Origin of the sequence: Pseudoalteromonas rubra, from assembly GCF_004212645.1 — a bacterium.
GTDB lineage: Bacteria > Pseudomonadota > Gammaproteobacteria > Enterobacterales > Alteromonadaceae > Pseudoalteromonas > Pseudoalteromonas rubra_G.
On the sequence record NZ_PPUZ01000030.1, the window covers coordinates 1 to 26,042 of the forward strand.

Genomic DNA, 26,042 nt, shown 5'->3' on the forward strand with positions numbered 1-26,042 from the left:
CATATTTGCTCCGTCAAATTGACCAAGTATTAAGTAAAATTGGTATATTATGTTATTAGAACGACCTGGTCTTCACAAAGCCTTATTTCTGTTTGCCTTCTTATTTACGCTTTCGCCTTTTGCCAGCGCGTCTTTGGCACTATTTATCGGTCTTGGGTTTGCGCTTGTATTAGGAAACCCTGTTGCTGATCTGTCTAATACCGCATCAAAATGGTTACTTAAAGTGGCCGTGATAGGCTTGGGATTTAACGTGAATATCGAAGATGTCCTGGCTGTTGGCAGTAGCTCTGTGGTGTTAACCATAGTTAGTATCACGGCCACAATTGGACTGGGTGAAATTCTCAGCCAGGTGTTTCGTCTCAACCGCAATACCGGCACGCTCATCTCATTCGGCACCGCAATTTGCGGGGGCAGTGCGATAGCGGCAATGGCGCCTGTGATCAAAGCAAAACAGGATGAAATCGCGATTTCGCTGAGCGTCGTGTTTGCCTTAAATGCGCTTGGCCTGCTTATCTTTCCCTGGCTGGGTCATTACTTTTCACTCACTGAAAGTCAGTTTGCGATTTGGAGTGCCCTTGCGATTCACGATACCAGTAGTGTTGTTGCAGCAGCTGCGGTATACGGCCCAACCGCGTTGGCAATGGCAACCACCATTAAACTCACCCGAGCGATGTGGATAGTGCCTTATGCTGCTATGGCGGGAGTGCTCTCACGCTCTAGTGAAAGAGCCAGTATTCCTTTGTTCATAGTCGGTTTTATTGCGGCTGCGATGATCAATACCTGGTTGCCTGAGTACCAAGGCGTCTGGTCTGTATTTTATAGTGGCGCTAAGTCGGTGCTGGTTGCCAGCTTGTTTCTGATCGGCAGCGGTGTATCTATGGCCATGTTGCGTCAAAGTGGCTGGCGACCATTTGCAATGGCAACTGTGCTCTGGTTTATCGTTAGTGGTGTAATGCTGTTACTCATTTTGGACGGCCTGATAGCGCTGTAATCTCAATGGTTCAGTGAGTTACCTGCATGCAGATCAGCGCATTACAGAAAAAATAAAAAAAATGAATTTTTTTGGAACTTATTCTGATGACCACAGGTCTACTTTTATGAGGCGTGGATAGGCCTCATTTCATACTCGTTGTCCATCAACGACTATGTGAGCGCAGAGAGTATTTGGCCAGTATCTTTACTGGCCTTTTTTTTGCAATAATCGCTCAAACTGGTCGTTTGTCTAAAATTGTTCGAATTATCTGTATTCATTTGCTTAAATTAGCGTTCAATAGCAAATTTAGATAATTCATAAAATGAAACAATCTCTTACTTCTCTTGCCGTGGCATCAGCATTATTTCTGGCTGGTTGTCAGGTCACTCAAACAAGTAATAATAAATCAACAGCATACGAAACAGTTCCCCCAGCCGTCATGGCCAGCTCTGAAGCGACAGGAACTGAAAACATCACGCTCGAGCAGGCAATGGCCCATCCCGACTGGCTTGGCAGAAAGCCGGAGGGCGCTTTTTGGAGCGCAGATAGTCAATCTGTGCTGTTTAAGCAAAAACAAGTGGGAAGTAAACTACGAGACACGTTCAGCTATGGTGAGCAAGGGCTGCAACCAGTCGCGTTATCAGACAAGCACCAGATTGGTGCAGATGATGCGGTATATTCGCGCGATGGTAAGCAACAGGCCTACATCTTTTCGGGGAACGTATTTGTCAAAGATATTACCACCAACCAGGTCACCCAGCTGACACGTTCCAGCCAAAAAGCCGAGCAACTGCAGTTTTTGACCAACGGGCAGCTTGCCTACGTTGCAGACAACACCTTCTATGCCATTGATCTGGCATCAGGCCTGACTACTGAGCTGGCCAAGCTCATCACTGCAAATGCGCCACAAGGCGTCACTGAGCCACAGAATTATCTTGCGCAGGAGCAACACAAGCTCATCGGCTATGTTGCACTTCAGCATAAAAACGCCAAAGACGCGCAAAGCCGCAAAGAAGCACTGATAGCGCAAAATGACACGCTCGACGACAACCTGTTTTACCTGGGCAAAGACCAGCGTATCGTCGAAACCAGCTTATCGCCAGCGGGTGATAAACTCATTGTTGCCACCACCAAAGACGTGCCCAAGCGAAGCGCACAAGACATCATGCCTAATTACGTTACGCAAGATGGCAATATTGACCCCGTTAAAGCACGCAGCCGTGTGGCAGACAACAAACCCGTTGAGCACACGCTGATATTCATTGACCTGAATACCAAAGGGCAACACGCGCTGAGCTACCAAAGCTTACCTGGTTTTGATGACGATGTGCTGGCCGAGGTAAAAAGTGAAAATGCTCGCGCTCAGGGTAAAACGTATACCAGCAAAAATGCACCGCGTCACATTGCCCTGATCCTTGACTGGGCCTGGGATCAATCTGCTATCCAATGGAACGCACAAGGCTCTCAAGTCGCAGTGATGGTTGAAGCCTGGGACAATAAAGATCGCTGGATTGCAACTGTAGATTTTGAAAACAATACGCTGGTGTCGCAGCATCGCCTGCACGATAAGGCCTGGGTTAACTACACCCACAATGACTTTGGCTGGCTCAACCATGAAGATACGCTGTATTACCTGTCTGAAGAATCTGGCTACAGTCATTTATATACCAAGCCACTGAAAGGTAAGGCGACTCAGCTGACCTCAGGAAAATACGAAGTGTCAGAGCTGACGCTGGCCAAAGATGATAGCGCTATCTATTTTAAGGCGAATATAAAGCATCCGGGTGTCTATGAGATATACCGTGTGAATGTGCAATCAGGTGAACTGGAAACGCTGACCAACCTCAATGGGATGACGGACTATGTACTGAGTCCGGATGAAAGCAAACTCTTGTTGACGCACTCAAAAATAGCCATGCCACCGGAACTGTTTATTGCCGATGCACAACCGGGTAGTACAGCCAAACAGATCACTAATACCGTATCTGAGGCGTTCTTAAGCAAAAAACTCATCACTCCCAAAGTTGTCGCCGTGCCATCCAGCCATACCGACCAACCAATCTATGCCAAGGTTTACTATCCGGCCGATTACCAGAAAGGTGAGCAAGGTAATACACGTAAAGCGGTGATTTTCAATCATGGTGCGGGCTACTTGCAAAACTCACATATGGGATGGTCTGTGTATTTCCGCGAGTTTATGTTCCATTCTTTGCTCGCCAGCGAAGGCTACGTGGTCATGGATATGGACTATCGCGCTTCTAAAGGATATGGACGAGACTGGCGCACTGCTATTTACCGCCACATGGGTAAACCTGAAATTGAAGATTTGGCCGATGGCGTAAACTGGATGGTTGAAAACGTCAACGTCGACAGAGGTGCAGTGGGTACGTATGGCGGATCTTATGGTGGCTTTATGACCTTTATGGCGCTGTTTACTCAGCCTGAACTATTTCAGGCCGGTGCGGCACTGAGACCTGTCACTGACTGGGCGTATTATAACGACACCTACACCTCCAATATCCTGAACCGCCCGGCGGATGATCCCATTGCATATCGCCGCAGCTCACCCATTTACTTTGCCGAAGGCCTGAACAAACCTATGCTGATCAATGCCCCTATGATTGATGACAATGTGTTTTTCCAGGATGTAGTTCGACTGGTGCAAAGGCTGATAGAGCTGGAGAAAGAAAATTATGAAACGGCAATTTATCCGGTAGAGCCGCATGGCTTTGTGCAGCCTTCAAGCTGGCTGGACCAATACCGTCGTATTTATAAACTGTTCAAAGAAAACCTGTAATTTAAAGTTGGCGCAGCTCATAAGGGCTGCGCCTTTTAAGCATTATTTCTTTTGCCACAGCAAGGGCAGGGCCAGCACTACTCCGCCAATGGCTCCAATTAAATGTGATTCAATCGCAACGCGGGATGAAATTAACTGACCGACTTCATCGCTGGGGCCCGCATACTGCTCCCAGGCCAGTTTACCGAGGATGCCCAAAAAGAGCAGTACGCCGGTTCTTTCTCCCACTTTAATATCCTTAATTGCCCCCCAGACTATTACGCCATGAAGCAAGCCACTGAGACCAGTATAAATGCGGATATCCGGACAAAAAAGCCAGATGCCCAGACCTGTCCACAACCCAAGCAGCATCAGGTGAGCGGCATAAATTTTAGGCGAGCGGTATTCCGCATGTAACACCCAGATAAACACCACGCCGACCACATTTAGCAGCCAGTGCGTCCAGTTGGTATGAACATACTGGCTGGTCAGGATCCGCCAAAATTCGCCCTGGTCAATCAGCTCACGGTTGAAGGTGAGTAATGCCTGGACAGATGGCAGCATAAGTACCGCACAAAGAGTAATCAGAATTGCAGGTGGAAGAAGGTAGCGAGGTGCTAACGGCAGATCAAACATAATATTTCTTAGAATTTTTTTGCATATTGTGCCTGTTTACTTTTATGATGCCAATCATCTATCAGAAGAATTTCCAGACTCTATGAAATATCGCCTATCACTTGCCACACTGGCGCTCGGCGCCGCATTACCATTCACCTCCTCAGCATTAGACAACAACACCAGAGAAGTCAGAGAGCCCGAAGCCGCGACCGGATTGCAGCTAAAAAAAGAGAAAACGGCTAAAAAGTACATGGTGGTTGCAGCCAATGCCCATGCCAGTAAAGCCGGGCAGTTGATGCTACAACAAGGCGGTAGTGCCATCGATGCTGCCATTGCCGCTCAGCTGGTGCTGACCCTGGTTGAGCCTCAATCGTCAGGCATTGGGGGCGGTGCGTTTATTCTGCATTATGATAAAGAAAATGAATACCTCACCACCTTTGATGGTCGTGAAACGGCACCGAAAGACGCAACCCCGTCATTATTTTTAGACAAAGAAGGCAAGCCGGTTCGCTGGATTGAGGCGGTAGTAGGGGGTCGCTCTGTTGGCACACCCGGGATACTTCATGCACTAAAACAGGCACATGATAAATATGGCAAGCTCAAGTGGCGTCATCTGTTTAAGCCTGCAATCGAGCTTGCCGAGAACGGCTTTAATGTGTCACCCCGCTTACATATGCTGTTAGAAAAGGAACTCAACCCGGGTTTGACCAAGCTATCCCCGGCCAAAGAGTACTTTTATCCTGATGGTAAACCACTCGAAACCGGCACGTTACTGCGTAACCCGGAGCTGGCCAAGCTCTACCGCGAAATCGCTGAGTTTGGCCTCAAGGGCTTTTATGAAGGTAAAAATGCCGATGATATAGTGCGTGCGGTGCAAAAAGCCGCCATCGCACCGGGTGTGTTGTCGTTGTCCGACCTCAAAAATTACCACAGCAAAGAGCGCGCCCCCATATGTACCAGCTATCACAGCTATCGTGTGTGTTCAATGGCTCCACCCAGCAGTGGCGGGATTGCCGTGCTGCAGATCTTAAAACTACTGGAAGGTAAAAAGCTCAGTCAGTATCAACCGAATGATCCGCAGGCGATTCATTTATTCACTCAGGCTTCGCGTCTGGCATTTGCCGATCGCAACTATTACATTGCCGATCCTGACTTTGTTGAAGTACCTACACAAGGTTTACTCAACCCGGCCTATCTGAAACAGCGGGCCAAACTCATCACAGACAAGGACAACAAAGAAGTGCCCATTGGCGATCCCAGCAAGGGCACTTTGGCATACGCCATGGATGACAGCTACGAATTACCCTCAACCACGCACCTTTCTATTGTTGATGCCGATGGCAACGCGGTTTCGATGACGTCCTCTATCGAGATGGCTTTTGGCTCAACCGTGATGGTGAACGGCTATCTGCTCAACAATCAGCTGACCGACTTTTCGCTGTCACCAAAAGTAGGGGACTTGTGGGTTGCCAACCGGGTTGAAGCAAACAAGCGGCCGCGCAGCTCGATGTCGCCGGTGATGGTCTTTAACAAAGATGGCTCACTCAAATTGGTAGTTGGCTCTCCGGGCGGCAGCCGGATCATTAATTATGTTGCACAAACCGTGATTGGCGTACTCGACTGGGGGTTATCACCCCAGCAGGCGATTGACTTGCCAAGGGTGACAAATCGCAACCAATACACCACGCTTGAAAAGGGCACCGACATCGCAAAATTAAAGCCAATTTTGGAAGCCAAAGGTCATACCGTCAGAGTGAGAGATCTCAACTCAGGTATTCACGCCATCGAGGTGAAAGATGATCTGTTAGTCGGTGGCGCCGATCCGCGCAGGGAAGGCGCTGCAATGGGTGAATCCAGCGAGTAACCTTGGCGCTCATTCACTAAATAACGTATAATGTACGGCTCTGTTTACGCATTGACCATGCCTCAGCAGAGCCGTTTTTTATTGGTCTGACATGCTTAAAATTCATTGAATTTTAATGCATTTGCGCAATAATAATCCCTTGTACTTAAATTAACGAGTCACAGCTTGTAAATATGACTAAACAATCCGATCCCAATTATCTCTACATTCCATACTCTGGCCCTACGCTTTTAGAAACGCCGCTATTAAATAAGGGCAGTGCATTTAGTCAGCGCGAGCGCGAGAACTTTAACCTGACAGGTCTCGTACCGCCACGCTTTGAAACCATTGAAGAGCAGGTCGAACGCTGCTATCAGCAGTTCTCTAGTTTCAACGACAACCTTAACAAGCATATTTATCTGCGTGCTATTCAGGACAACAATGAAACCTTGTATTACCGCCTGGTACGCGACCACCTTGAAGAAATGATGCCAATCATTTACACCCCAACGGTGGGTGATGCGTGTGAAAAGTTTTCAGATATCTATCGTAGTTCGCGCGGTTTGTTTATTTCGTATGAAGAGCGCCATCAAATCGACGACATTTTGCGCAACGCGACCAAAAATAAGGTCAAAGTTATCGTTGTGACCGACGGCGAGCGCATTTTAGGCCTGGGCGATCAGGGGATCGGCGGCATGGGTATTCCAATCGGTAAGCTCGCGCTGTACACCGTCTGCGGCGGGATCAGCCCGGCCTATACCTTACCTGTGATGCTTGATGTAGGTACAAATAACGAAAAACTACTCAACGACCCTATGTATATGGGCGCGCGTCATAAGCGTATTTCTCAGGAAGAGTATGACGAGTTCCTGGACTTATTCATCAAAGCGGTTAAACGCCGCTGGCCGAATGTGTTGCTACAGTTTGAAGATTTCGCGCAGCCAAACGCCATGCCATTACTGAGCCGCTACCGTGACGAGATCTGTTGCTTTAACGATGATATTCAGGGCACTGCCTCTGTGACTGTGGGCTCACTGTTAGCCGCTTGCCGTGTTAAAGGCACTAAGCTGTCTGAACAAAAAGTGGTCTTTGTCGGTGCTGGCTCTGCCGGATGTGGTATTGCAGAGCAGATCATTGCGCAAATGGTATCCGAAGGCATTTCTGATCAACAAGCGCGTAGCCAGATCTTTATGGTTGACCGCTATGGCCTGCTGACTGAAGGTATGGAAGGGTTACGTGACTTCCAGGCAGCCTTAGTCCAGTCAAAATCAGCGCTAGAAGCCTGGAGCTTCAGTGGCGAATTTGCTTCGTTGCTGGACGTTATGCATTGTGCGCAGCCTGACATTCTGATCGGTGTATCGGGTCAGCCAGGGCTGTTTACCGAGCAAGTTATTAAGGCAATGCACTCAGGCTGTGAGCGTCCAATTATCTTCCCATTGAGTAACCCATCTCGTCAGGTCGAAGCACATCCAAAAGATGTGATTGAATGGACCCAGGGCCAGGCAATCGTAGCAACCGGTAGCCCATTCGAGCCGATTGAGTTCGATGGTCAAACCTACACCATTCCGCAGTGTAACAACAGTTACATCTTCCCGGGCATTGGTCTGGGCGTGTTGGCAGCCAAAGCATCGCGCATTACCGAATCTATGCTGATGGTCGCCAGTGAAACACTTGCTGAGTCTTCGCCATGGGCTAACACCGGCAAAGGCAGCTTACTTCCTTCACTGGTTGAAATTGAGCCACTGAGCAAGCGCATTGCTTACGCCGTTGCTAAAAAAGCCATGGAAGAGGGCGTTGCGCTGGAAATGCCTGAAGATCTGATCTGGGCAGCAATTGAGAAGAACTACTGGTTACCAGAGTATCGTAACTATAAACGCTGTAGCGTATAACTCCGTAGTATAAACAGTGTGGCGCAATTGTGATTTTTGCGCCACACTTGATCTCAGCGCTGTTTGCTCAGCGTTGGGCTGTGCATGGAGCACTGTAGAGAATCTGTGCAGATCCGACCTCACTTTGCTATGCAGCAGGAATCCAGCAAAACCGGCTTTGCATTGATGTTCGAGGTAGGTGAACTGAATGCGCTACGCCATCTTGCTTATTGTATGTCTTTGCTCGGTAACCGTAAAAAGTGAACCGATACACATAGATATTATCTCTGATTACTCTCCTGACTCGAACCAAGCGCCCGCCGACTTGGCAACCCAGTTACTGCTAAAAATAGAACAAACTCTTCAGGGAAAAGTAACCCTGGATTTTATGCCCGCCAGCCGCGAAAGGGAATGGCGCGAATTAGTACGTAACCCAAACGCCTGCTTGTACAACAAGGTTAAGACACCTGAACGCGAAGCCATGGCGCTGTTCACCGCCTATCCGCTAATGTCTTTTCCGGCAAATCGCCTGATCCTTAAAAACCAGCCAAACATCCCAGATACCATTTCACTGGGAACTGCGGTCAGAATGGGGTTCAGCATAGGTGTGTCCGAAGGGCGCTCTTATGGCCTTGAGATTGACAACTTTATTGCAGCTAACCGCAATGCATTTTGGGTTGCTGAGGGTAACCAAAGCGCCTATCGCCTTAGAACTATGCTGAGTCAGGACAAGCTGGATGGGATCATTGAATACAGCTCGGTATTCATCAATGAACATCCTTCGGCACAGGCCCTTAATGGCTACAGCTTTCACGCGATAGAAGAAGCAGGGCTGACCATTTTTGGCTATATCGCTTGTGCTAAATCGAACAAGGGCAAGCAAGCGATTGACCTGTTGCAAGCGGCGCTGCAAAGGCCCGACCTACAGCAGGCGATCATCTCCGCGCATACGGGGTTGTTTTTTGAACAAGAAGAGCCCTTCATTCTGCGCGCTTTACACAAAGCGTTTAACATTCAGCATTGATTAACAAACTTGTGCTTTAATTGGCGCATCTCTTGTGGTTTTATAATTCATAATCACATCATCCTATTCCAACAGAGTAAGGAGGCGTACATGCGCTCACTTTTAGCCGCTGCAATTTTTGCGATCAGTACCTGCGCACAAGCAGGCAGTTTACCCGAGGGTCCACATTTGTATGTAAAGGGCATGTCGTCAATGGAGGTGCAGCCTGATGCAGCCATTATTCGTGTCGCGATAACTGAAAAACACAAGTCATTACCGGATGCCAAATCCAACGTTGATCAGGTAATGGCAAAGGCTATCCAGATTGCGAAAGACTTTAACATTAAAAGCAACGATATCCATGCCGAGCAGCTGAATGTGCACCGCCAGACACGCTACAACCGCACCACTAACGAAGAAGAGTTTGACGGTTTCAGAGTAAGCCGCAGCCTGACGGTAAAGCTTAAAGACCTTTCAGAATACCCTAATCTGCTTCAGTCTTTTGTTGACAGTGGTATCAATCAGTTTAATAACACCGAGTTTGTTGTTGAAGACAAAGCGGAATATATGAAAAAGCTTAAGAAGTCAGCCATTGAAGAAGCCAAAGCGGCCGCCAGAGAACTAGCCGATGACTTTGATGTAGACTTGGGCCGACTATATTCTGTGTCATTTTCACCGATGAACGTACCTGTGCAGCCTTATGCCCGTGGCAAAATGATGGCCGCAGAAGCGATGGATGTCAGCCAGGCTTATAATACCGGAGACACAACACTGACTGCCGAAGTGTATGCAGTGTATTTTATCGAGTAAACTCTCTATACTGGACCTACTTATAATACTTACAAGTAGGTCTGCGTCATGATAACAGGATTTTTTGCTGCCATATTTACCCTTTTCTATATCAAACTCAGCTTTGATATCATAGGTTTACGCCATAAACATCAGGTTGCGCTCGGAGATGGTGGTCATCCCGCGTTAGAGCGGGCGATCCGTGCCCATGCCAACTTCATGGAATACACCCCACTGCTGCTAATTCTCTTGTTTGCACTGGAATTTCAGGGCGGTCAGGCAATTTGGTTGTATCTCACCGGCGGCACCTATTTAGTCGGCCGTATTTTGCATTCATTTGCCCTGAACCTGGCTAACCTTAAGCTGCGTGTAATGGGAATGGCACTGAGCTTTTTATCATTACTGGCGCTGTCTATTATTAACCTTTATTGTTATTTTGTTTAATGGAAAAAATCTTTATTGCCGGCTTGCCAAGAACCGGTACTACCAGCGTATGTGCTGCATTTCTGGAGTTTGGGTTTAAAACAGCACATACGGCATACACACGTGAAACGCTATCGCAAGCGCAAGTAATTGCAGACACACCGGTCTTTAATGACTATGAACAGCTCGCCGCTTTATACCCGAACAGCCGCTTTATTTATCTGAACAGATCTATGGAAAGCTGGGTCCCATCAGTCAGACGCTTGCTCACCCGCATGCTACCCAGGCTGGAGACTCAGCAGGGCGGATTCAACGACACTTTAAAACGCTGCTACTTTGATACTTTTGCCAACTTGAGTGCTGATAATATCGCGTGCGATCACTACCTGACAGACAACTACCAGCGCCATCGTCAAAAATTACTGCGATTTTTAGACGCAAGCCAGATTGAGTACTTGATATTAGATGTGTCGCACCCACACAGCCTGCAACAACTGAGCGACTTTCTGGGAATTCACACAAACTCAACTAAGCCAATGCCAAACCTTAACCAGGGTGGTAAAGTCACGGCCTGGAAGCAAATTGAGCATCCGCTCAAAGTCGAGTCAACCCGTCATGGCAAGGCAGACAGAGACAGCCTGTTGTACAGAGAGAAGTAAAATGTCCGATATTAAAAACTCTGCTTTAAATGTGCATAAAGAGCAGGGGGATTAGCTGCAAATTGTTTGCTGGCTTTGGAAATTAGCGCCTGAGTTGGGTAAAATGCCCCAAAACCGATAACGGAACAGATTAAACGATGTTTGAATTAAAATTCCACACGCCATTCGACTGGACTCATAAAGTCATGGCAGACTTTGATACCTTTTTACAGGATCACGCAGCCGCTGAGAAAAAAGCCTCTGGTATGGCCATGTCTATGTTGAGCCACTATCCGGATCGTATCAAACTGGTAAAAGCGATGGCGGATCTGGCCATCGAAGAGATGATCCATTTTAAGCAAGTGCTGAAATTATTGACCGACCGCAACGTGACTTTAGGCAATGACAAAGCCGATCCTTACATAAAAAAAATGCGTGCCTTATTTCGCCAGGGCTCAGATGAGTTTTTAATCGATCGCCTTTTAGTTGCTGCCGTGATTGAAGCGCGCGGCCACGAACGTTTTTCGCTGGTCGCGGAAGCTTTACCCGAAGGCAAAGAAAAAGATTTCTATGTGACCATTGCCAAATCGGAAGAAAAGCATAAAAACCTGTTTGTTGAACTAGGTTACGAGTATTTTGACAAGGCCGTGATCGACACACGCCTGGAAGAAATATTGATTGCAGAAGCCGAGATTTGCGAAAGCATTCCATTTACCGCTGCATTGCATTAACTGAATAAAATTCAGCCTAAAAAAGCGCTGTTTTTCATTATGTTAAATTACGTGTAGAATTAAAAAGGGAGGTGTAAGTTGCTCCCTTTTTTTTCTGAGCATGCTCTCATCGTTCAAATTTAACCAAAAGAGTAAGTAGCAGGGCACTTCTGTGCCTTTTACATTGGTCGAAAGCCAATGTTACTCGCAGCTCTTAGCGGTATTGTATTTTATCTCTTCCAGAATGCCGTGTTTTTTAAATTCGGCTATGGCCTGATTTAGTTCAAACAGCAGGGTTTTGCCGTACTTATTGTGTTTTGAAACAGCAAAGAACAGACCATTCATTTGTAAAATAGGGTCAACCATAACCAAGTTTTTTGCCTGAGAGGTCGCATTGTTATCTTGCGACAAAGCGGCAATTTCCATTTCAATGACTTCCGGGTCGCCGATGATAAGATTAACGCGCCCAGCCATTAGCAGCCTGATATTGTGGGCGTCATCAACGGCTTCAATAACGTTGAATTTTCCTGCGTCCATTAAGCGGTCAAACTCCGGCGTATTCTGGTAACCCCGAACCACACCAATGCGTTCATCGGCCAAAGCGCCGAGGCTGGTAAAATGGTCGGTGTTATAGTCCCGACGTTTGTAAAGTGCAATTGGACCCCAGCCAAATGGCTCAGTCAGTGTGAGATGATCCAAACGGCGCGTACCGGGTAAAGTATCCGAAGGCGCTTCGGGCTCAATAAAATACTCCGGCACCAGAATATCTACTTTACCATTTTCTGCATTGGCAACGGCCCGTGCCCAAGGATAGAAAGTAACGGTTGCGCCATAGTTCTGGCTGTGTAATAAAGCGATTACGGCTTGCATCACCCAGCCTTGTTTACATAAACTTTGTCCGATATAGGGTTGCCATTCCAAAGTGGTCACATCGACTTGCTTGGGAGCAGTGAGATTGTAGCGAAAAGTATGATCACTGACTTTTTTACCAGACACGGTATGCGTGCCTTTGTAGTCACGGTAGATTACGCTTAGCTGCTTGCTGAGTGTGACAGAAGCAAGGCTGTTGAAGGTAAAGACACTGAAAAACACAAACAAAGCAAATGGCATTGTTGAAAAACTCTTAGCCTCATTAAATATAAGCTTAGACATAAACTAGGGTATTGTCACAGATACACAATTTAACATAACGTAAATTATAGGATGTAAAGTAATGCTTAGTTTATAGCGCTCTCGAACTCTCGGTTTAACCATAAAGCAGCTTTTAATGTCCAATACTAGACGGTATCGGACATTGCGTGCTTTCTGACATGAAATGGTCTGTTTGTTTATTTCGCCCAGAGTTTTCAATTTTATGAGCGTCGCTACAGATGACCACAGCCATAGTCTGTTTTTGCACTTTAAAATAATGTTGGCTCAGCCAGTCAAATTAAAACTCTGGCATTGATGCGCTCACCAACTTCGACCTGGCAAAGATTATTGGCAATACGGCTCTGTTGCGTTTCTCCTGGACTGTAATTTTACCCAATAGATTTAAAGCCCTAAGCTTGATCCGGAAACTAGCTTTTTATGTCCTTGTTATCTTATCGCTATGATGAATTTACAGTTAATTTATAAATTGCCATTGAGCTCACTTTGCGCTTGTCTTAGTATTAGCCTTGTCGTTCAAAAGAAGTAAATACAATATGGAACTTGTCAGACCCCTAGAGCCAATTTTGATCATCGATGACGTTGAAGATGTGCGCAGTTACCTGATAGATATTCTTGAAAACCTGGGTTTTGAAGAAGTCTATGAGTCTGAAGACTTCAAATCTGCAATGCCTTTGATGGCTGAAAAATCCCCGAATGTGATTTTCCTGGATATCGAGTTACCCGATACCGATGGCACACAAATTCTCGAGTATATCAATGATAACTACCCCAATGTGCATGTCATTATGTGCTCCGGTCATAACAGCCTGGAGAACGTACAAAACACCTGGGAACTGGGTGCAAAAGGCTTTATTGCTAAGCCATTTAACGCTAAAAAAGTCGATTCAGTAATGAAAAGACTCGAAATGATTGCATGAATAAAACCACACAAGACATCATTAGTCAGCTATCTGAGCTGATCTTGGGTAAAGAAGAACAGATCAGACTAGCCGTTGTTTGCTTACTATGTAAAGGGCATCTGCTGATCGAGGATTTGCCGGGCATGGGCAAGACCACCCTCTCCCACGGCCTGGCCAATGTGCTTGGACTGAGCTATCAGCGTGTTCAGTTTACCAGTGATTTACTACCCGCAGATATTACCGGCTCCAGTGTTTTTAATACCTCACAACAGAGCTTTGATTTTCATCCGGGTCCCATTTTTAGCCAGGTTTTACTGGCCGACGAAATAAACCGTGCCAGCCCGAAGACGCAGAGCGCTTTGCTTGAAGCAATGGAAGAACGTCAGGTAACCGTGGATGGTAAAACCCACCCGTTACCCGAGCCATTTTTTGTCATTGCTACGCAAAACCCGCTGCATCAGTCAGGGACGCACCCATTGCCAGAGTCTCAGCTTGACCGTTTTTTCCTGCGGATCAGCCTGGGCTACCCCGATGAGCATGCCGAAAAAAGCCTGATCCTCGGGAATAATCTGCAACGGCAATCTCTGAGTGAGTTAACCTGTGTATTGGACTTAAATGCGCTGGCAACGCTTCAGCAAGCGGTGCTTGACGTTAACCTGTCAGACTCGGTTGTACAGTACATCATCAACCTGGTTAACTTCACACGTTACAGTGGTCAGTTCAGCGACCCCCTTTCGCCACGGGCAAGTATCGCATTAGGGTTGGCAACACGCGCCTATGCCCTGACCCAAAACCGGGATTATGCGTTACCTGACGATGTCCAGGCTGTATTTGCCTCAGTAGCCGGCCACCGTCTGAACATTTCTGCCAACGAGCTGGATGATGTGGTCAAGGGGATTTTTGATAACGTTGCGGTTGTATTGTAACCATGCGCCGTGACTGGTTACAGTCCTGGCTGGCTGACATCATCAAACGTAAACATAGCGCTGCGCAAATTACCCTGTCGCACCACAATATTTATATTGTCCCCTCCGGACAGGGAGCGTTCTTCTTATGCATGGTGATCCTCAATTTTATTCTGGGCAGCAATTACCAAAACAATCTTATTCTTGGCGTGGCCTACGTCATGTTACTGCTCCTAGTGCTGGCGTTGATATACGGATATCTCAATTTGCATGGCCTGAGCATTCAATTACTAGACGTAAAAAACAATTTTGCCGAAAAACCTGTGGAGGTGCTGATCAAACTCACCTCGCCACACACATGTTACTCTCTGGATGTTGCCAGCCAGGCATTCGACTTTAGTGATTGTAACAGTCATTATTCAAAAGGCGCCCAGATCACGTCACTGTTTTTGCATCCGGGGCCCCGTGGCCGCTATGCGCTTGGCAGACTCAAGTTATCCAGTAACTATCCATTTGGCCTGGTTCGCGTCTGGACTTATCTGAACGTTGACAGGACGTTTTGTGTCTATCCTGCGCCACTTGCCTGCCAGCTGACATTTAGCGAGCAAGAAGTCACAGCTGAAAAAGGGCAGTATGTGCATCAAAGCACGCAAAGCCATGAAAACTTTGATGGGCTAGAACGATTCAGGCCCGGCATTAGTAAAAGTCGCATATCCTGGCGGCATTTCGCTAAAAGCCAGCAATTGCTAGTCAAGCAATACAGTGGTGACAGCTTCTACTCTCAGCATACTTTCGATTATGCGGCACACGACGGCCCTAAAGAAGCGCGCTTGTCTAAGCTGTGTTATCAGGTACTTGAGGCGGACAAACAGGGGGATGAATTTGCACTCAGGCTGAGTAATGCCGTTCAGGTGGCTGCGGGCCGAGGAGACAAACACAGAGAAGCTTGCCTGGAGGCGCTGAGTGACTTCTGACAAACTACTGGGCGGCCAAACCTTACTGACTACCCTTTTGTATGGGCTAGTCAGTATCTTGTTGTTTAACAGCTTTGGTCTTGTATTCACCTGCGCCATGTTGTTGATTGTGCTGTTTAAACTGGCCATTTACCGGGGACTGGTTCAAGGCCCTTCGGAAAAGCTGGTTAACCTCTTAGCATTTACTGTCATACTGGTGGTGTTTGTCGCCATAGGTTTTTCGAACCTGGTAGAAATGTTCGTTTCTTTATTACTGGGTGCCTGTGCACTGAAAACCATTCAGGCGAAAACGAAAAAACAAGCCATGTCGGTGCAGTTGTTAAACTTTTTTGTCTACCCCTGCTTCTTTATCTTCTCTCAAAATGTGCTGTCTTTGTTATTTGTACTAGTGCTTTTGGTGGTAAATTTAGCCCAAATGCTGTGGATTGAACATGGTATTGCGCTGCGCAGTGCTATACGCCAGGCTGCCAGGCATTTACTACTCGCACTGCCGCTGGCTGCAATCATGGTTGTACTGCTGCCCAAAGTATCACCTTTCTGGCAACTACCCGGTGCCAATAAAACCCAAACCGGTCTTTCTGAGGACATAGATCCATTTGAAATCTCAGAGTTATCTCGCTCAGACGAACTGGTGTTCAGAGCCATCCTGCCGGACAACGCTCAGATGAAACCGCCTTTTTACTGGCGTACTTTGGTCCACGATAACTATGATGGCACGCGCTGGCGAGTTTCAGCACACCACGATGTTCCTTTGCAGGCACCTTTCCGTGCTGTCGGGGAAAGCTATACGGTTATCGCCAGAGCGTCGGGCAAAACCTGGCTGTATAGTCTTGGCCAGGCCAAGTCATCCACCCGGGGCGTGAATACCAACCAGTTTGGCACTTTGTTTATGCAAAAAAGCCTCAGCAGCAGCATGGAGTATCAAGTCACGCCCATACACACTGCCGGGCCAGGTTTAGTGAACTGGCAGTATCAGCTCAACACCGCCCTGCCCGACGGCATTAACCCGTTGGCCACAGCACTGGCGTTGCAGTGGGATGCATCGACCGGTAATACCGCTGAATTTATTCAGCAGATGAAGCAATATTTTGTACAAAATCGATTTCACTATTCACTGAAACCGCCCGTGATAAGCGACCGAAACAGCATAGACAGGTTTTTAACCGAAACACGCGAAGGGTTTTGCGGTCATTATGCGGCCAGTGCTGCTTTTATGTTACGAGCCGCCGGGATCCCCGCGCGTCTGGTTTCGGGATATCTGGGCGGTGAGTATAATGCAGAGCGAGGATATTACAGTGTTTATCAGTATGATGCCCATGCGTGGGTAGAATACTATGTTCCTCAGCAAGGTTGGTACCGCCTCGATCCCACGGCCTGGGTTGCACCTGACAGACTCAGCGGTTCCTTGTCTGAGCTGACCGCGTTAGAAGATGAATTTAAGGATAATCTGGGGCTGAGTCTGATGAGCTACTCAAACCTGGCTCTGGTGAACTGGGTCAGACTACAAATAGAGCAGCTCGATTATCAATGGACCCGCTGGGTGCTGAACTTTGATCAGCAAAAGCAATCCAGGTTGCTGCGCGACTTATTTGGCCAATATCACAGACTGTTACCCGCACTGAGTGTATTTTTGTTGCTGATAGCCATATTCGTTGCCCGCTTCTGGTACTTGCAACGCAAGCAGGTAGTCAAATTGCCAGAAGCGGTGAGACTGCATCAGGCTATTTGTCGGCTGGCTGAGGGGGAATTACATAAAGTAACGCCTGCGCAGGCGCTGCAGGTCTTACAGTCCCAGTACCCTAATTTGTCGCAGGAACTGGCAGAGTTTAATCAATATTTTGTAAAATCGAGATTTTCCCAGGCGCAACTAACCAAATCGGAGGCGACAAGGATGAAAACGCTGGGTCGTTTAATAATAAAAAAGGCGAAAAAGTAATATTATGAATGCTGTTATTATTGGTGTTTTGCTGATGCTCGGCCTGACACTGTTTAGAGTGAACGTGATTGTTGCAATGACAATTAGCGCAATGGTCGCCGGACTGACATCAGGTCTGGGGCTGTCGGATACATTAAATGCGTTTAATTCAGGGCTCTCTGGTGGTGCAGAAATTGCGCTCAGTTATGCCATGCTAGGTGCTTTTGCCGTTGCTATTTCGAAATCCGGCTTAACTCAGATTTTGGCTGATAAACTCCTCACGCTGGTTCATGGTAATCAACAAAACTCGAGCCAGTTATTAAGTATGTTAATCATGGTCATTATTTTGGGTTGCTCGATTGCTTCGCAAAACCTGATCCCGGTCCATATTGCCTTTATCCCCATCCTGATCCCACCGCTTTTGGTGATCTTTAACCAGCTGAATATCGACCGCCGTGCCATTGCCTGCATTTTAACTTTTGGCCTGGCAACTTCCTATATGGTTCTGCCTTACGGCTTCGGTGGCATTTATTTATACTCAATTTTGCACAAGAACCTGGTTGATAATGGCCTGGAGATTGTTAATACACAGGTCCCTTATGCGATGGTGATCCCGGCGCTTGGAATGCTTGCAGGCCTTCTTATTGCGGTTTTTATCACTTATAGAAAAGACCGCAATTACACTCAGGATACACCTTCTGAGCACGTAAAACCCGCAGATAAGCCAGAGCTTAGTGCTCAGGAAAAGCGTAAAGTGATTATGGCCGGTACACTGGCCGTCGTATGCTCTTTGCTTGCACAAAATGTCAGTGGCTCTATGATCCTGGGCGGCCTGGTCGGGGTGATGATGTTTAGTCTATTCGGTATCGTAAAATGGGACCAAAGCTCAGATGTGTTCAGCAAGGGCGTTGCTATGATGGCGATGATCGGCTTTATTATGATCTCTGCCCAGGGCTTTGCGTCTGTGATGAAAGAAACAGGTGACGTGGCCAGCCTGGTGAGTGCTTGTGCTGATTTTGTTGGTGAGAATAAACCACTGGCCGCAGCCATGATTTTATTAGTTGGCCTGCTGATCACTATGGGGATAGGCAGCTCCTTCTCAACCGTGCCAATCATTGCTACTTTGTTTGTTCCCCTGTCAATGGAAGTAGGATTCTCGGCGATGGCCACCGTCGCTCTGGTAGGTACCGCAGGTGCGCTGGGTGATGCAGGCTCACCGGCTTCTGATTCGACCCTTGGCCCAACATCCGGCCTAAATGCCGATGGCCAGCATGACCACATCTGGGACTCTGTAGTACCAACTTTTATTCACTTTAATATCCCGTTGTTAATCTTTGGCTGGATAGCCGCAATGGTGCTTTAAAACATAAAAAGTCGACCTTAGGGTCGACTTTTTACATTCAATATTATCACCTACCGTGTAAAAGTGTTTCGTAACTACTTGCACGCTAAAGCCAAGTACATCACTAAGTGCTTTTCAGATCGTTGAACAGCACGTGAAACCAACGAATGTCCTCAGGGCCAAGCTGTGCTTGTTTGTAAAGTGTTGGGTCGTGGTATATGTCTTTGTAGATATGATACATAGCAATTTCAGTTAGTACTTGCCATTTATCGCCGTCAAGTTCCTTAATTTCCAGCGTGCTAAAGTTAAAATCAAGCAAAGGGTCGTGCTGGTTTTCCGTAGTACGTAACGCCAGGTCAAGCTGTTGTAAAATCGGGTTGATAACCTTAACCGTACTTGCGTCGCTGAACTCTCTCAGTATATTTTCTTCTGCTTGCCTGATGGCTTCACCTTTTTTACGTTCAGCCAGTGTCTGCGCAGCTGGTCTTAGCGTGAATTTAGATACTATGCCTGCAACACCCGGGAGTAACGCTTTTGCGGCGATCCCCGCACCGAGCAAGGGGTTCGTTAAAGCCGCTATGCCACCAATCAAAAGCATACCATAGGTGAGTTTGCGGTCTAATGCGTCTATCTGATCTGCCAGAGAATGAAGTGAATTCGGGTCCTCACTGGTTCGTTCGATAGCAAGCTGAGCAGCACAGTTCACCATATATTCTCGCAGCATGGCTTCAGCGTGAACGGTTGGAAAGTGAAAAACACGCCTTTTTGGCAGTTTATTAACTTCAGGCACGCCTTCGGGCAGATTTCTTAGAGTATGCAGAGCAAAACCATGTTCACTGAGCGCAAAGGGTACGACAAAATAGTGCTTCTCATCATACTTTATGGTGCTATTATTAGCGGTTCTCTCCACAGACATAAAAATAGGCAGCCCGTTCACCTTTTCTCTTACAAACTGAAAGCCTGACAACAGATCTGCTGACACCTTTTCTGGCATGTCAGACAAAACTGCTTTACCTTTGTTATGTAACTCTTTCATATAACCCTTTATGATAGAACAGCGGCATATATGCACATCGTTTTTGGCAGCTTATCTTGCATTGTAACGGAATAACTTCGGATCAATTTGGCCCCTGCCCGCTGCGCGATTTTAATACTTGGGATATTGAAATCCAGACAGTGAAACTCAATATATCGTATCTTTTGCTCTTCTTTCAGGCTGGGTAGCATCACACTAAGGATCTGATCTATTATTGCGTTTCCACGTGCCTGTTTACACAGCCAGTATCCAATCTCGCAGGTATTTGGTGCTTCTACCGATTTAACCGCGAAAACACCCATAAATTGTTTATGATACATGATCGAAAAATAGCGACTGCCGGGCATGTCTTGGCGCTCTGTGATGTATTTTTTGGCGCTATTCAGATCCGTAACAGCTTGTGCCCAGGGCAAATAAATCTCCAGGCTCTCTCTGCTCATATCTACAGCTTCCAGCAGTACATTAGCTTGCTCTATGTTCAGAGGAGTGAGGTATAAATGCGGTGAAATGTGGTAGTTCATGAATTCCTTCCAGGTATAAGCCTATCCTACTTATTGAGCTCCTTGCGCCCCAATTGTCGTATTGATGGTACGCCAAACTAGCTTGCTTTTTCAAACCCGTTTGTTGAAGAATCGGGACTATTCTAGTCTATGCTACGTTTATTAATATCACCTCAAAGTACGATGTGTTCTAATTTAAATTAAAAGGAGCCTTGTTGACTCCTCTATTGCTGTCTGTTAGCTAAAACCGTTCAGCATCTGATCACACACAACCGGTGTTGGCCTGTGGTTGTCATCAACGGCTACGAAGGTAAAGCTGCCGGAGATGGCCAGGTGCTTATCATCTTTGTGCATGGTCTCAAGATAGATGTGTACTTCTACTTTTAAGCTGGTGTTACCGACATGAACCACATTAGCAACAAGCTCTGCAAATGTGCCAGCCGGGATCGCTTCTTTAAAGTCGACTCGGTCTGATGAAATGGTTACCAAAGGTTTGCGGCAAAAACGCGTCGCAGCAATAAACGCGACCTCATCCATCCAGGCTAACGCATCGCCACCAAACAGTGTGTTATGGTGGTTGGTACGACCTGGAAATACCGTTTTGGTAACTGAGGTTTGCGAGTCTTTAATTCGTTGTGCAATTACTGCGTCTTTATCTGTTTGTGTCATTCTTTACTGCTTTTCGTTGCGAGTTTATCAATCATTAAAAGTTGTGGATCCAGGCGTTCATTAAACCAGTTAAATCGCCAATCCAAATGTGGCCCAGTTACCCTGCCGGTGGCACCAATATCAGCAATATGGTCTCCAAGCTCTACCACCTGCCCTTCCTCAACATGTAACTTGTTAAGGTGGATATAGGTAGACGTAATGCCATAGCCATGGTCGAGGATCAGCGTACCGCCACTGTAATAAAGATCGGGGTTAGCAAAGACCACTTTGCCGGATACTGGCGCTAATACCGGCGTGCCCGTTTTATTGGCGATATCCAGTCCAAAATGGGGTCTTCTGGGTTTGCCATTAAAGTAGCGCTGGCTGCCGTAAACCCCTGATATCCTGCCCTTTGCAGGACGATATACCGGGTCATCAAAATACGGTAAAGTGCTCAGCTTGCTTCTTGCGGCGCTGACCTGCGCACCTTCTTTGCGGATCCGAGCCAGCACTTCCTTTGGTGGTGAGACATATTTTTTCTCAACCCCGGTAATGCGGTCAATGTCATAGTCGCGAGACGTGATCAGCAATGTTTTAGTATGGGTTTTGCCGTCTTTGTCGACCCAGCTCAGGCTATGTTCTGCGCCGGCGTCCCGGCCAAAACCAAATACAAACTTGCCACCCGGAGCGATAGCCAGGTTTTTATCGTTAAACCTGGCAGATTGCACCCCATCCAGCTGCGCAACCACCATTCCACCCTGGGTGAGTGAACCTTTAAGCTCAATGGCATGAGCAGCGCCCATACCAAGGCATAAACCGGCCAAAATCATGGCCGTGTTCTTCGCTTTACTTAGCCAATCAGGCATAAGCGATTGCTCCTTTTCCAACGCCCTCAAACGCCTTCACTTTCACTTTGCGCTCTGGATATTGTGCTTTGATCTCACCGGCCAGATACTCTGCAATACACTCAACGGTGCTGTCACAGGGGATCAAATCACAACGTGCCTTGCTGATAGCCAACTCAAAGTACCCCTGAGATGCCGAGTAAGCAAAAGCATAATCATTATCACGCGCAACGATGTGCTTTAGTGCGCTTGCATCAATCAAATCATCTTCACTGCCCAGGTAGATATCCTGCCAGCGCTCTGCCCACTCTTTTTGCAAACGAGGCATACTAATATCATCAAGATAAATGCCAATATCTGAGCGGTGGCCATGAATAATACGCTGACAGTTGCCGTCATGCTTTTTCAAACCATGGCTGTAATGGTAGTAAAAACTGCGGCTTGGCTCAGGACGTAATTCAATTTCGACGTCTTTTACATTGTCCGGCATTTTCGGCAAAATTTGCTGTTTCAGAAAAGCAATGACTGTGGCTTCATTGATAGTCTCGCCTTCAACAATACACACCGCTTCGTCAGGCGCGCTCATAGCCAGGTGATGGCCACCAAACTCACCATCAAACTGCACTGTGCCATCTTGTGAAGAAAACCCGCATTCCAGTTGACTCGGTATGGCCAGTTTATGATCTATTGTGTCATCAATAATGGCCTTGATCTGTTTCTTTACCTTGGCAAAGTCCAGCACCATAGACTCTTCATTTAACTGGCCATGTAATGTCATATCGACAATCCAGCTCTCGCCTACGGCGCCGCGTTTACTACACAAGTAAGAAAAATCAATTACCGTTAAAGCATCTACAAAAAGGATCATAAACTTCCGTTAACATTAAAAACGACTGAGTCAATTATAAAGATTTTTAACGCAAAAATCGCCCTGAAAGGTCGAGAAACAAAGAAATTATCAATTTGAGCCGACTCTTTGAATGATTTTCATTCATTAGTCTCAACCTTGCCTGACTGTTGCGCTTTTAAAACGCTATTACCCTGAACAGTTTGGCCAGCGATATTGGAATGACGACGCTCAGCAATGGTAATTGATAAATAATTAACCGCCAAATAGGTAAAGTGCTCAAAGAGCAGACAAATTTCAACTGTTCAGAGTTGTTTGGCGTACAAGTGTAAGCTAAAGTAGCGACAATTAAAGACTAAGACTGATGATTATGGAACCAAAAAATAGCTATACAAAAGAAGAATTGATCCTGTGCGCTGAAGGCAAGATGTTTGGCGAGAACAACTGTCGTCTGCCAATTGATAACATGCTGATGATGGATCGTATCATCGAGATTAACGAAGACGGTGGTGAGTTTGGCAAAGGCCAGATTGTTGCTGAGCTGGATATTAACCCTGATCTGTGGTTCTTTGACTGCCACTTCCGCGGCGATCCGGTCATGCCTGGTTGCCTGGGCCTGGATGCCATGTGGCAAATTGTTGGCTTCTTCCTGGGCTGGTCTGGTGGTCCGGGCCTTGGTCGTGCACTGGGTGTGGGCGAAGTTAAATTCACCGGCCAGATCCTGCCAACCGCCAAGAAAGTGACTTATCGCGTAGACATGAAACGGGTTATCAAGCGTAAACTCTTTATGGGTCTGGCTGATGGCACGGTAGAAGTAGACGGTCGTGTTATTTACGAAGCAAAAGACCTAAAAGTAGGCCTGTTCCAGGACACCAGCGCATTTTAATTTAGTGTGCTGATAAAAAACAAAGCCCCTTTATAGGGGCTTTTGACGTTGCTTAGTCATTAGATATTTTATAGGAATTTAAGTTTTGTACATGTTGCGGTTATCTATGGCCTCTCGCCATCCCCCCAACCATTCTGATCTGTGCTCTACTTGCTGATATGGACATAAATCTTTGGACCGGCCCGCTAAACCTGCTTTGAATCCCTGGGCATGTGCTCTTTCTAAACGGTCTCTTTTCTGTCTCTTCATAGGTAAATTCCTCACCTTCTATTTTTCAAGTTGCTTTCGTCTTAACGACATCCACATTTAATAAATAGTTAATAAATTCGTAAATATCAATCCGTACGAAACACGAAAAGGTCCTCTGTACAATTTGATTCAGTGCTTCGCCGCAGGCTGCCTGACAGCCGATAGCTCGAATTTCATTTAACTACTAACATTTTTACTATTGCATATGGTTAAACAACGGCCGACTGTGAATGCACTTTTTTGCCAGACACACGTCGACTAATTCAGGATTGGCCAAACCTTCAAAAACAATAAATCATATATCGTTTTGACATGCAACCAGCTGGCGGTGAGTGGGAGGAGCTAAAAATAACAAAAAGGCGATTTCATGCATTAATTAGAGAGACTGATAGAGTAATCATCTAAAAATAAAGATATTAAAGCTTATTTATACAAAAATTAGCGTAAAAAAACATTCATTAATTTGTAATAAAAAAGGCCGCTAGAATGCGGCCTCAGATCAATGCGTTAAGTGCTTTACTGAATTTTTTCAAGACCACCCATGTAAGGTCTTAGTACAGTTGGCACTACAATAGAACCATCTGCTTGTTGATAGTTTTCTAATATTGCTACCAGGGTACGGCCAATTGCCAGACCAGAACCGTTCAGTGTGTGTAGCAACTCAGGCTTCTTCTCCCCGGCACGGCGGAAACGTGCCTGCATACGGCGAGCCTGGAAATCTTGCATATTTGAACAAGATGAAATTTCACGATAGGTATTTTGTGCCGGTAACCAGACTTCGAGGTCGTAGGTTTTCGCTGCACCAAAACCCATATCACCGGTACACAGTACCACTTTGCGATATGGCAGTTCCAGCGCTTGTAAAATACCTTCTGCGTGGCCTGTCAGCTCTTCTAGCGCGGCCATTGAATCCTCAGGCTTGACCAGCTGAACCAGTTCTACTTTGTCAAACTGATGCTGACGGATAAGACCGCGGGTATCGCGGCCATAACTGCCCGCTTCACTTCTGAAACAAGGCGTGTAAGCAGTCATGCGAACCGGTAGCTCTTTTTCGTCGAAAATTTCGTCGCGTGCGCAGTTCGTCAGTGGAACTTCTGCGGTTGGGATCAAGCTGTAACCATCCTGATCTTCACTCAGTGCTTCTGTATGGAACAGATCTTCTGCGAACTTAGGCAGCTGGCCTGTGCCGTAGAGGCTTGCTTTATTAACCAGGTAAGGCACACACATTTCAGTGTAGCCATTTTTATCTGTGTGCGTATCGAGCATAAATTGCGATAATGCACGATTCAGACGCGCAATGCCACCGCGCATGACGGTAAAGCGTGAGCCGCTGAGTTTAACACCCGTTTCAAAGTCAAGGCCTTTACCCAGCGCTTCACCGAGATCAACGTGATCTTTTACTTCAAAGTCGAATGTTTTAGGCTCGCCCCATTTGCTGATTTCAACGTTTTCGCTTTCATCAGCACCAACAGGCACATCTTCGGCCGGCAAGTTAGGTAAAGTTGCTGCGATATCTTGCAACTGAGCCAGCACTTCATCTTGCTCTGCTTTTGCAGCGCTAAGCTGATCGCCCAAGTCTGCAACTGCGTCCAGTAGTGGCTGTACGTCTTCACCTTTCGCCTTGGCCTGGCCTATTGCCTTGGAGCGGCTATTGCGCTCACTTTGTAGCTCCTGCGTTTTGGTTTGCAGTGTTTTTCGTTTTTCTTCCAGCGCGTTAATCGCTGCCACATCAAGCTCAAAGCCACGCTTTTTCAAACGCGCCGCTGCTTCCTCAATGTCCTGGCGTAAATACTTTGCATCTAACATAGTTTGTTCTTTTAACCTTTTTGCATGACTAAGCACAGGCCTATCCAGGCCATGAAAATACACATCACGACATTCAACACTATATTCAGTACCATTTTCAGTATCTGACCTTGCTGAAGTAACAGCAATGAGTCCATCGAAAAGGTAGAAAATGTCGTTAAAGCACCCAAGAAGCCAATCCCAACCAAACTTTTGGCCGGTGATACTTCAATGATCTGCTTATCAATTAATCCGTAGAGAATGCCCATCAACAGTGAACCCAGAATATTAACGGTCAACGTGCCAAAAGGGAATCCCTTACCCAAGAGTTTTAGGGTGATATCACTAATAAAAAAGCGCAGGCAGGCACCGAATGCGCCGCCTGTTGCAATCATCAGGTAAGTTTTAAGCAAGTCCA

General features: G+C 46.7%; 25 protein-coding genes. 15 read left to right on the plus strand and 10 right to left on the minus strand.

Annotated elements, in window-relative coordinates; translation table 11 throughout:
• Nucleotides 1-49 precede the first annotated feature (49 nt).
• Nucleotides 50-991 carry a YeiH family protein gene (locus C3B51_RS10650; RefSeq protein WP_125717533.1) on the plus strand — a complete coding sequence of 314 codons (942 nt, stop codon included), beginning with the start codon at nt 50-52 and terminating at the stop codon, nt 989-991.
• 304 nt (nt 992-1,295) lie between these two features.
• Nucleotides 1,296-3,770, plus strand: coding sequence for a prolyl oligopeptidase family serine peptidase (locus tag C3B51_RS10655; RefSeq protein WP_130245033.1), 2,475 nt, complete (start codon nt 1,296-1,298; stop codon nt 3,768-3,770).
• A 42-nt stretch (nt 3,771-3,812) separates the two neighbouring features.
• On the opposite strand, the gene rrtA is transcribed toward C3B51_RS10655, so the two are convergent.
• On the minus strand, nt 3,813-4,385 hold the full coding sequence (rrtA, locus tag C3B51_RS10660; protein WP_125717535.1) for a rhombosortase: 573 nt from the start codon (nt 4,383-4,385) through the stop codon (nt 3,813-3,815).
• 82 nt (nt 4,386-4,467) lie between these two features.
• Between rrtA and ggt the strand changes: the two genes are divergently transcribed.
• The 7 genes from ggt to C3B51_RS10695 all read left to right on the plus strand — a co-directional run bounded on the left by ggt (nt 4,468) and on the right by C3B51_RS10695 (nt 11,662).
• Complete coding sequence (gene ggt, locus C3B51_RS10665; protein ID WP_125717536.1) at nt 4,468-6,231, plus strand: gamma-glutamyltransferase; 1,764 nt, start codon at nt 4,468-4,470, stop codon at nt 6,229-6,231.
• 173 nt (nt 6,232-6,404) lie between these two features.
• Nucleotides 6,405-8,099, plus strand: coding sequence for an NAD-dependent malic enzyme (locus C3B51_RS10670; protein WP_130245034.1), 1,695 nt, complete (start codon nt 6,405-6,407; stop codon nt 8,097-8,099).
• Nucleotides 8,100-8,286: 187 nt separating this feature from the next.
• Entirely contained in the window at nt 8,287-9,102 is an 816-nt protein-coding gene (locus C3B51_RS10675; protein WP_130245035.1) for an ABC transporter substrate-binding protein, read from the plus strand.
• Between the two features lie 90 nt (nt 9,103-9,192).
• A complete protein-coding gene (locus C3B51_RS10680; protein WP_125717539.1) occupies nt 9,193-9,891 on the plus strand; it encodes an SIMPL domain-containing protein in 699 nt (232 codons plus the stop codon).
• 48 nt (nt 9,892-9,939) lie between these two features.
• On the plus strand, nt 9,940-10,314 hold the full coding sequence (locus C3B51_RS10685) for an MAPEG family protein (RefSeq protein WP_046004432.1): 375 nt from the start codon (nt 9,940-9,942) through the stop codon (nt 10,312-10,314).
• Nucleotides 10,314-10,952: a sulfotransferase gene (locus C3B51_RS10690; RefSeq protein ID WP_130245036.1), complete on the plus strand. Its 639-nt coding sequence runs from the start codon at nt 10,314-10,316 to the stop codon at nt 10,950-10,952. Before C3B51_RS10685 ends, C3B51_RS10690 begins: the two co-directional genes overlap by 1 nt.
• Nucleotides 10,953-11,089: 137 nt before the next feature.
• Complete coding sequence (locus C3B51_RS10695; protein WP_125717541.1) at nt 11,090-11,662, plus strand: tRNA-(ms[2]io[6]A)-hydroxylase; 573 nt, start codon at nt 11,090-11,092, stop codon at nt 11,660-11,662.
• A gap of 180 nt (nt 11,663-11,842) precedes the next feature.
• Here C3B51_RS10695 and C3B51_RS10700 read toward each other — a convergent pair whose 3' ends face one another.
• The gene (locus C3B51_RS10700; RefSeq protein WP_130245037.1) at nt 11,843-12,793 is read right to left on the minus strand and encodes a substrate-binding periplasmic protein; all 951 of its coding nucleotides are present in this window, start codon (nt 12,791-12,793) and stop codon (nt 11,843-11,845) included.
• Nucleotides 12,794-13,326: 533 nt separating this feature from the next.
• Here C3B51_RS10700 and C3B51_RS10705 point away from each other — a divergent pair.
• The 5 genes from C3B51_RS10705 to C3B51_RS10725 are packed head-to-tail and all read left to right on the plus strand — an operon-like array spanning nt 13,327 to nt 18,849.
• A complete protein-coding gene (locus C3B51_RS10705) occupies nt 13,327-13,710 on the plus strand; it encodes a response regulator (protein WP_046004429.1) in 384 nt (127 codons plus the stop codon).
• The gene (locus C3B51_RS10710; protein WP_125717543.1) at nt 13,707-14,618 is read left to right on the plus strand and encodes an AAA family ATPase; all 912 of its coding nucleotides are present in this window, start codon (nt 13,707-13,709) and stop codon (nt 14,616-14,618) included. The genes C3B51_RS10705 and C3B51_RS10710 overlap by 4 nt, the downstream gene beginning before the upstream one ends.
• 2 nt (nt 14,619-14,620) lie before the next feature.
• Nucleotides 14,621-15,571, plus strand: a complete 951-nt coding sequence (locus C3B51_RS10715) for a DUF58 domain-containing protein (RefSeq protein ID WP_130245038.1) — start codon at nt 14,621-14,623, stop codon at nt 15,569-15,571.
• The gene (locus C3B51_RS10720) at nt 15,561-17,507 is read left to right on the plus strand and encodes a transglutaminaseTgpA domain-containing protein (RefSeq protein ID WP_130245039.1); all 1,947 of its coding nucleotides are present in this window, start codon (nt 15,561-15,563) and stop codon (nt 17,505-17,507) included. Before C3B51_RS10715 ends, C3B51_RS10720 begins: the two co-directional genes overlap by 11 nt.
• A 4-nt stretch (nt 17,508-17,511) precedes the next feature.
• Nucleotides 17,512-18,849, plus strand: a complete 1,338-nt coding sequence (locus C3B51_RS10725; protein WP_130245040.1) for a Na+/H+ antiporter family protein — start codon at nt 17,512-17,514, stop codon at nt 18,847-18,849.
• A 103-nt stretch (nt 18,850-18,952) separates the two neighbouring features.
• Here the strand turns inward: C3B51_RS10725 and C3B51_RS23910 are convergent, their stop codons facing one another.
• From C3B51_RS23910 to C3B51_RS10750, 5 genes are all read right to left on the minus strand, one after another.
• Nucleotides 18,953-19,864, minus strand: a complete 912-nt coding sequence (locus C3B51_RS23910; protein ID WP_240701888.1) for a hypothetical protein — start codon at nt 19,862-19,864, stop codon at nt 18,953-18,955.
• A gap of 8 nt (nt 19,865-19,872) precedes the next feature.
• Nucleotides 19,873-20,385, minus strand: coding sequence for a GNAT family N-acetyltransferase (locus C3B51_RS10735; RefSeq protein WP_125717548.1), 513 nt, complete (start codon nt 20,383-20,385; stop codon nt 19,873-19,875).
• 216 nt (nt 20,386-20,601) lie between these two features.
• Nucleotides 20,602-21,033: an acyl-CoA thioesterase gene (locus C3B51_RS10740; RefSeq protein WP_046004424.1), complete on the minus strand. Its 432-nt coding sequence runs from the start codon at nt 21,031-21,033 to the stop codon at nt 20,602-20,604.
• Nucleotides 21,030-21,842, minus strand: a complete 813-nt coding sequence (locus C3B51_RS10745) for a M23 family metallopeptidase (protein ID WP_165389144.1) — start codon at nt 21,840-21,842, stop codon at nt 21,030-21,032. The genes C3B51_RS10740 and C3B51_RS10745 overlap by 4 nt, the downstream gene beginning before the upstream one ends.
• 28 nt (nt 21,843-21,870) lie before the next feature.
• The gene (locus C3B51_RS10750) at nt 21,871-22,725 is read right to left on the minus strand and encodes a 6-carboxytetrahydropterin synthase (RefSeq protein ID WP_125717550.1); all 855 of its coding nucleotides are present in this window, start codon (nt 22,723-22,725) and stop codon (nt 21,871-21,873) included.
• Between the two features lie 349 nt (nt 22,726-23,074).
• Here C3B51_RS10750 and fabA point away from each other — a divergent pair, with 349 nt between their 5' ends.
• Entirely contained in the window at nt 23,075-23,590 is a 516-nt protein-coding gene (gene fabA / locus C3B51_RS10755; protein WP_010384707.1) for a bifunctional 3-hydroxydecanoyl-ACP dehydratase/trans-2-decenoyl-ACP isomerase, read from the plus strand.
• Nucleotides 23,591-23,668: 78 nt separating this feature from the next.
• On the opposite strand, the gene rmf is transcribed toward fabA, so the two are convergent.
• The 3 genes from rmf to crcB all read right to left on the minus strand — a co-directional run bounded on the left by rmf (nt 23,669) and on the right by crcB (nt 26,037).
• Nucleotides 23,669-23,839: a ribosome modulation factor gene (gene rmf, locus C3B51_RS10760; protein ID WP_010384607.1), complete on the minus strand. Its 171-nt coding sequence runs from the start codon at nt 23,837-23,839 to the stop codon at nt 23,669-23,671.
• Nucleotides 23,840-24,355: 516 nt separating this feature from the next.
• Nucleotides 24,356-25,645 carry a serine--tRNA ligase gene (gene serS / locus C3B51_RS10765; protein ID WP_130245042.1) on the minus strand — a complete coding sequence of 430 codons (1,290 nt, stop codon included), beginning with the start codon at nt 25,643-25,645 and terminating at the stop codon, nt 24,356-24,358.
• Nucleotides 25,646-25,656: 11 nt separating this feature from the next.
• Nucleotides 25,657-26,037, minus strand: coding sequence for a fluoride efflux transporter CrcB (gene crcB, locus C3B51_RS10770; RefSeq protein WP_125717700.1), 381 nt, complete (start codon nt 26,035-26,037; stop codon nt 25,657-25,659).
• Nucleotides 26,038-26,042: the final 5 nt, after the last annotated feature.

Excerpts from the sequence above, each read along its gene's own strand:
- C3B51_RS10650 (WP_125717533.1), top strand. The coding sequence starts at position 50 with ATGTTATTAGAACGACCTGGTCTTCACAAAGCCTTATTTCTGTTTGCC.
- C3B51_RS10655 (WP_130245033.1), top strand. The coding sequence starts at position 1,296 with ATGAAACAATCTCTTACTTCTCTTGCCGTGGCATCAGCATTATTTCTG.
- rrtA (WP_125717535.1), bottom strand. The coding sequence starts at position 4,385 with ATGTTTGATCTGCCGTTAGCACCTCGCTACCTTCTTCCACCTGCAATT.
- ggt (WP_125717536.1), top strand. The coding sequence starts at position 4,468 with ATGAAATATCGCCTATCACTTGCCACACTGGCGCTCGGCGCCGCATTA.
- C3B51_RS10670 (WP_130245034.1), top strand. The coding sequence starts at position 6,405 with ATGACTAAACAATCCGATCCCAATTATCTCTACATTCCATACTCTGGC.
- C3B51_RS10675 (WP_130245035.1), top strand. The coding sequence starts at position 8,287 with ATGCGCTACGCCATCTTGCTTATTGTATGTCTTTGCTCGGTAACCGTA.
- C3B51_RS10680 (WP_125717539.1), top strand. The coding sequence starts at position 9,193 with ATGCGCTCACTTTTAGCCGCTGCAATTTTTGCGATCAGTACCTGCGCA.
- C3B51_RS10685 (WP_046004432.1), top strand. The coding sequence starts at position 9,940 with ATGATAACAGGATTTTTTGCTGCCATATTTACCCTTTTCTATATCAAA.
- C3B51_RS10690 (WP_130245036.1), top strand. The coding sequence starts at position 10,314 with ATGGAAAAAATCTTTATTGCCGGCTTGCCAAGAACCGGTACTACCAGC.
- C3B51_RS10695 (WP_125717541.1), top strand. The coding sequence starts at position 11,090 with ATGTTTGAATTAAAATTCCACACGCCATTCGACTGGACTCATAAAGTC.
- C3B51_RS10700 (WP_130245037.1), bottom strand. The coding sequence starts at position 12,793 with ATGTCTAAGCTTATATTTAATGAGGCTAAGAGTTTTTCAACAATGCCA.
- C3B51_RS10705 (WP_046004429.1), top strand. The coding sequence starts at position 13,327 with ATGGAACTTGTCAGACCCCTAGAGCCAATTTTGATCATCGATGACGTT.
- C3B51_RS10710 (WP_125717543.1), top strand. The coding sequence starts at position 13,707 with ATGAATAAAACCACACAAGACATCATTAGTCAGCTATCTGAGCTGATC.
- C3B51_RS10715 (WP_130245038.1), top strand. The coding sequence starts at position 14,621 with ATGCGCCGTGACTGGTTACAGTCCTGGCTGGCTGACATCATCAAACGT.
- C3B51_RS10725 (WP_130245040.1), top strand. The coding sequence starts at position 17,512 with ATGAATGCTGTTATTATTGGTGTTTTGCTGATGCTCGGCCTGACACTG.
- C3B51_RS23910 (WP_240701888.1), bottom strand. The coding sequence starts at position 19,864 with ATGAAAGAGTTACATAACAAAGGTAAAGCAGTTTTGTCTGACATGCCA.
- C3B51_RS10735 (WP_125717548.1), bottom strand. The coding sequence starts at position 20,385 with ATGAACTACCACATTTCACCGCATTTATACCTCACTCCTCTGAACATA.
- C3B51_RS10740 (WP_046004424.1), bottom strand. The coding sequence starts at position 21,033 with ATGACACAAACAGATAAAGACGCAGTAATTGCACAACGAATTAAAGAC.
- C3B51_RS10745 (WP_165389144.1), bottom strand. The coding sequence starts at position 21,842 with ATGATTTTGGCCGGTTTATGCCTTGGTATGGGCGCTGCTCATGCCATT.
- C3B51_RS10750 (WP_125717550.1), bottom strand. The coding sequence starts at position 22,725 with ATGATCCTTTTTGTAGATGCTTTAACGGTAATTGATTTTTCTTACTTG.
- fabA (WP_010384707.1), top strand. The coding sequence starts at position 23,075 with ATGGAACCAAAAAATAGCTATACAAAAGAAGAATTGATCCTGTGCGCT.
- rmf (WP_010384607.1), bottom strand. The coding sequence starts at position 23,839 with ATGAAGAGACAGAAAAGAGACCGTTTAGAAAGAGCACATGCCCAGGGA.
- serS (WP_130245042.1), bottom strand. The coding sequence starts at position 25,645 with ATGTTAGATGCAAAGTATTTACGCCAGGACATTGAGGAAGCAGCGGCG.